Genomic DNA, 4607 nt, shown 5'->3' with positions numbered 1-4607 from the left:
CGCCTTACGGTGGAGCTGTGCGTAGATGTGATCAAGAGACAGGAAGCCCTGCGGGCGATGGGAGCGGATGTGCGGCTGACGGCGTTGCGCCTGCCGGAGCCGGAAGGCGTGGCGGCGGTGGCGGCGCAACGCCTGCGGGGCGAGTTGCCGCCGCGCGAGGCGGAGCCGCTTTACCTGGAACCGCCGGCGGTGCGGGGCTGATGCGGCTGCGCGACGTGGGGGTGGAGGAGGCGGCGCGGCTGGCGGTGCTGCATGCCTCGACCTTTCCGCCCGCCGAGCGCTGGGGCGAGGTGGCGATCCGCTCGATGCTGGAGGCGCGCGACAGTTTCGGCATCCTGGCCGGGGACGAGAGCGGCGAGGCCGGCTTCGTTCTGGCGCGGGCCATGGTGGGGGAGGCCGAGATCCTGACCCTTGCCGTGCGGCCGGAACGGCGGCGCGAGGGCGTGGGCGCGGCGCTGCTGGGCGCGGCCGCCATGGCGGCGGCGGCGCGCGGGGCGGAGGCGCTGTTCCTGGAGGTGTCGGAGCGGAACGCGGCGGCGCGGGCGCTCTATGCCGGGGCGGGCTGCACCGAGGTCGGGCGGCGCAGGCGGTACTATGCCGACGGGTCGGACGCGCTGGTGCTGCGGCTGGACCTGACGGGCGGGGCGTAAAGGGCCGACCCTGCGTTCTTGATGCGTTCCAGGCGATCGGCTACGCCGTTGCCGCCCATGGCCAGAAAGCGACGGATGTGACGTTCCCCCGGCTTCTTGTCACCGACACGATTACCCCGGAAATGGAGGCCGTGATCGGCGGCGGGCTGAACGCCTTCAACGATGTGGTCACCGGCCAGGCGGACCGGCAGCCGGTCGCCGTTGTGGCGCGCGACCCCGGGACCGGTGCCATCCTGGGCGGGGCGACGGGGCGGTCGTCGCTGGGGCTGCTCTTCCTGGACCTCTTCTACCTGCCGCCGGAATGCCGGGGCGCGGGGCTGGGCAGCGCGATCCTGCAGGCCTTCGAGGCGGAGGGGCGTCGGCGCGGCTGCGTGGCGGCCGTGCTCTACACGATCAGCTTCCAGGCGCCGGGCTTCTACGAGCGCCATGGCTGGCGCCGCTTCGGCGAGGTCGCCTGCCTGCCGCCCGGGACGAGCCGGATCTTCCTGTCCAAGACGCTGTAGGACCGGCCGCTTCCCGGCGGGGCCGCGATCTGCTTAAGCCCTGTTCCCATGGCACGCATCTGGATCGCGCTCGGCGCGCTTTCGGGACTCCTGGCGGTGGGGCTTTCGGCCTGGGCCGCCCATGCCCCCTTCGCCGCCGCCCCGGAACGCGCGCGGCTGCTCTCCCAGGCCCTGACCATGCAGGGCTGGCACGCGCTCGCCCTGCTGGCGGTGGGGCTGCTGGCGGAACGGCGGGGCGGGCTCTTCCTCAACCTCGCCGGGCTGGGCTTCGGGGTGGGCACGGTGCTGTTCTGCGGAGCGGTGTGGTCGGTGGCCGTGCTGGGGCGCTCCCTCGGCGTGGTGGCGCCGACCGGCGGCGTGCTGCTGATGCTGGGCTGGGCCTGCCTGGTCTTGGCGGCGCTGCGCCGCTGAGGCGGTCTGCGGCCCCCTGATCCGCCAAGGGCCGTGATACGCCCGGAGCCGGCCGGCGGCGGGGCTGAGCCGCGGGGCCGTGCCTCTCCGATGGCTCATGGCGCACCGGGTCCCCGCCTGCCCGTCCAGGAAGCTTCGCCGGCAGTCCGATCATGGCTGGCAGGAGGCTTGCCCGATGGGATAGCATAGCCCCCTACCCTATCGGCATGGAGGGGACGTGACCCATACGATCGGGAACAAGAACAAGCTGATCGCCCGCGTGCGGCGCATCAAGGGTCAGGTCGAGGCCGTCGAGCGTGCCCTGGAGGCGGAACTGGGCTGCGCGGATGTGCTGATGCTGGTCGCGTCGCTGCGGGGAGCTGTCCACGGCCTGAGCGCCGAGGTGATGGAGGACCACATCCGCAACCACGTCGCGGACCCGGACACCGACACGGACCCTGAGCGCGCCAAAGGTGCCGCCGAGCTCATCGAGGTCGTGAGGACCTATCTCAAATGAGCGCGCCCCGGGACCACGCCCTGGCGGCGGGCGAGCATGAGCATGTGTTCCTCGGCGAGGGCCATGCCCGCAACGAACGGCGCACCTGGTTCGTCATCGCCCTTACCGCCACCATGATGGTGGTGGAGATCGTCGCCGGCGGGATCTTCGGCTCCATGGCCCTCGTCGCCGATGGCTGGCACATGTCCACCCATGCGGCCGCCATGCTGATCGCGGCCCTGGCCTATGTCTACGCGCGCAGGAATGCCCGCAACCGCCGCTTCACCTTCGGGACCGGCAAGCTGGGCGACCTCGCCGGATTCTCGAGCGCCATCGTCCTGGCGATGATCGCCCTGCTGATCGGATGGGAAAGTGTGCTGCGCCTCCACGCGCCCGTTCCGATCGACTTCCCGCAGGCCATCGCCGTGGCCGCCATCGGACTGGCGGTGAACCTCGCGAGCGCCTGGCTGCTGAGGGACGGGCATCACCACCATGGCCACGATCATCATCATGGCCACGACAACAATCTGCGCGCCGCCTATGTGCATGTCCTGGCGGATGCGCTGACATCCGTGCTGGCGATCGTCGCACTCGGGGCGGGCAGCCTCTATGGCTGGCTGTGGCTCGACCCGGTGATGGGGGTCGTCGGCGCCCTCGTCATCGCCCGCTGGTCCTGGAGCCTCATCCGGGACGCGGGCCGCGTCCTGCTGGACTACCTGCCGCCCGGGGAGGAGTTGCCCGACGAGATCCGTGCCGCGATCCAGGCGCCGGGCGACACGATCACCGATCTGCATGTCTGGCAGCTTGGCCCCGGCCACCACGGCGCGATCCTGTCGATCGCATCGGCGGCGCCACGGCCACCCTCCTATTACCGCGGAAAGCTGGCGCGGATCCATGAGCTGTCGCATGTGACGATCGAGGTCGAGCCAGCCGGGCCGCGGGGGGCCTGATCTCCCCCGGCGGCAACCACGGCCCTCCCCGGGGCGGAGGAAGGCCGGGGAAGGCGGGCTTCCCCGGGGCGGCGGATCAGGAGGCCATGCCCATCTCCTCGGCGACGAGGCTGACCCAGTAGCCGACGCCATAGGGGATCGCGTCGTCGTTGAAGTCATAGGTCGGGGTGTGCAGGCCCTCGGAGGTGGCGCCGCCGGCGCCCTGGCCCATAAAGACGAAGGCGCCGGGCCGGGCCTCCAGCATGGCGGCGAAATCCTCGCCGCCGGTGACGGGGGGCGCGTTGCCGTCCACCTTGCCCGCGCCCACCAGGGCGCTGGCGGCGGAAACGGCGATGGCGGTCTGTTCCGCGTGGTTCACCAGGGCGGTGCCGCCGCGGTTGTAGGCGACCTCCGCCGTGCAGTGGAAGGACGCGGCGAGGCCGGTGGCGAGCTCGCGCATCCGGCGCTCCATCGTGTCGCGCACGTCCTTGGTATAGGAGCGGCAGGTGCCGCCGAGCGTGACCTCGGCGGGCATGACGTTCAGCGCCCCGAGCGAGCCGCCATGCACGGCGCCGACGCTGATCACCGCGGAATCCACCGCTGCGACGTTGCGGCTGACGATGGTCTGCAGCGCCAGGATGAACTGCGCCTGCAGCACGAGGACATCGGTGGAGAGATGCGGCGTGGCGCCGCCATGGCCGCCCGTGCCGCGGAAGGTGACGGTCCAGCGGTCGCCGGCCGCGAGGGCGGGGCCGACGCGGGTCATGAAGGTGCCGAGCGGGTGGCCGGGCTCGTTGTGCAAGCCATAGACGGCATCGACGGGGAAGCGGTCGAAGAGGCCGTCGGCCAGCATGGCCTTGGCGCCGCCGCGGCCTTCCTCGGCGGGCTGGAAGATGAACTGGACCGTGCCGCCGAAGCCACGGTTCTCGCTGAGGTACCGGGCGGCGCCCAGCAGCATCGTGGTGTGGCCGTCATGGCCGCAGGCATGCATCAGCCCCTTGTTCGTGGAGGCATAAGGCTTGCCGGTCTGTTCCTCGATATAGAGCGCGTCCATGTCGGCGCGCAGGCCGATGGCACGCTGCCCCGGCGCCTTGCCCTTCAGCGTGCCGACCACGCCGAAGCGGCCGACGCCTTCCGTGACCTCCAATCCCCATTCGCGCAGCTTCGCCGCCACCAGGGCGGAGGTGCGGTGCTCGTCCATGCCGATCTCGGGATGGGCGTGGATGTCGCGGCGGATGGCGGTCAGCTCCGGCTGGAGCTGGCGGATGCGGTCGAGAAGGGCGTCGTTCATGGGCGTTTCCGTGCAAGGCGCAGGCCAGGTGACAGGAGACGGCGGTATGGGACGGTGCGCAAGAAGGGTTGGCGGTTCTGTCCTGCCCAACCCCCGGGGGAGAGGCGCTGCCTCTCCGCCCGGCCCCCCTCTCCGCCGGGGACCGAAGCCGGTCCCCAGACCCCGGGCCTGAGTTGACTCTGTGCGGTTGCCGTCAGCCTGCAACCCGATCCCGGGGAGCAGGTGGCGACGCGGGGCTCGGAAAGAAGAAAGACACCTTGTCCGCGTGGGCGGCACCGGCAGCCCGCCGGAGAGCATGGCTCTCCGGCGCGATCCGGCCACAAGGAGAACCAACTCATCGGGTCCAGG

The 4607-nt window shown here is 71.5% G+C and carries 6 protein-coding genes and 1 pseudogene; 6 read left to right on the top strand and 1 reads right to left on the bottom strand.

The window, feature by feature from the left end:
* The 6 genes and pseudogenes from ROTAS13_RS27375 to dmeF form a co-directional block, all read left to right on the top strand.
* A pseudogene (locus ROTAS13_RS27375) lies at window positions 1-201 on the top strand (hypothetical protein); the annotation flags it as partial.
* Window positions 201-650 (top strand): GNAT family N-acetyltransferase, encoded by a 450-nt coding sequence (locus ROTAS13_RS19845; protein ID WP_075823193.1) that lies wholly within the window; start codon window positions 201-203, stop codon window positions 648-650. The pseudogene ROTAS13_RS27375 and the gene ROTAS13_RS19845, both read left to right, overlap by 1 nt.
* A gap of 77 nt (window positions 651-727) precedes the next feature.
* Window positions 728-1153 carry a GNAT family N-acetyltransferase gene (locus ROTAS13_RS19840; RefSeq protein ID WP_226945998.1) on the top strand — a complete coding sequence of 142 codons (426 nt, stop codon included), beginning with the start codon at window positions 728-730 and terminating at the stop codon, window positions 1151-1153.
* A gap of 48 nt (window positions 1154-1201) precedes the next feature.
* On the top strand, window positions 1202-1564 hold the full coding sequence (locus ROTAS13_RS19835; protein WP_075823191.1) for a DUF423 domain-containing protein: 363 nt from the start codon (window positions 1202-1204) through the stop codon (window positions 1562-1564).
* A 217-nt stretch (window positions 1565-1781) separates the two neighbouring features.
* Entirely contained in the window at window positions 1782-2060 is a 279-nt protein-coding gene (locus ROTAS13_RS19830) for a metal/formaldehyde-sensitive transcriptional repressor (protein ID WP_075823190.1), read from the top strand.
* On the top strand, window positions 2057-2989 hold the full coding sequence (dmeF, locus tag ROTAS13_RS19825) for a CDF family Co(II)/Ni(II) efflux transporter DmeF (protein WP_075823189.1): 933 nt from the start codon (window positions 2057-2059) through the stop codon (window positions 2987-2989). Before ROTAS13_RS19830 ends, dmeF begins: the two co-directional genes overlap by 4 nt.
* A gap of 76 nt (window positions 2990-3065) precedes the next feature.
* Here the strand turns inward: dmeF and ROTAS13_RS19820 are convergent, their stop codons facing one another.
* Window positions 3066-4259, bottom strand: a complete 1194-nt coding sequence (locus ROTAS13_RS19820; RefSeq protein ID WP_075823188.1) for a M20 aminoacylase family protein — start codon at window positions 4257-4259, stop codon at window positions 3066-3068.
* Between the last annotated feature and the right edge of the window lie 348 nt (window positions 4260-4607).

This window comes from Roseomonas sp. TAS13 (assembly GCF_001950415.1).
GTDB classification, from domain to species: Bacteria; Pseudomonadota; Alphaproteobacteria; order Acetobacterales; family Acetobacteraceae; genus Roseomonas; species Roseomonas mucosa.
The sequence above is the reverse complement of the archived record's forward strand: the minus strand, read 5'-3'. Positions and strand labels throughout refer to the sequence as shown.

What these genes read in the sequence shown, in the direction of transcription:
- ROTAS13_RS19845 (WP_075823193.1), top strand. Translation starts at nt 201, where the DNA reads ATGCGGCTGCGCGACGTGGGGGTGGAGGAGGCGGCGCGGCTGGCGGTG.
- ROTAS13_RS19835 (WP_075823191.1), top strand. Translation starts at nt 1,202, where the DNA reads ATGGCACGCATCTGGATCGCGCTCGGCGCGCTTTCGGGACTCCTGGCG.
- dmeF (WP_075823189.1), top strand. Translation starts at nt 2,057, where the DNA reads ATGAGCGCGCCCCGGGACCACGCCCTGGCGGCGGGCGAGCATGAGCAT.
- ROTAS13_RS19820 (WP_075823188.1), bottom strand. Translation starts at nt 4,259, where the DNA reads ATGAACGACGCCCTTCTCGACCGCATCCGCCAGCTCCAGCCGGAGCTG.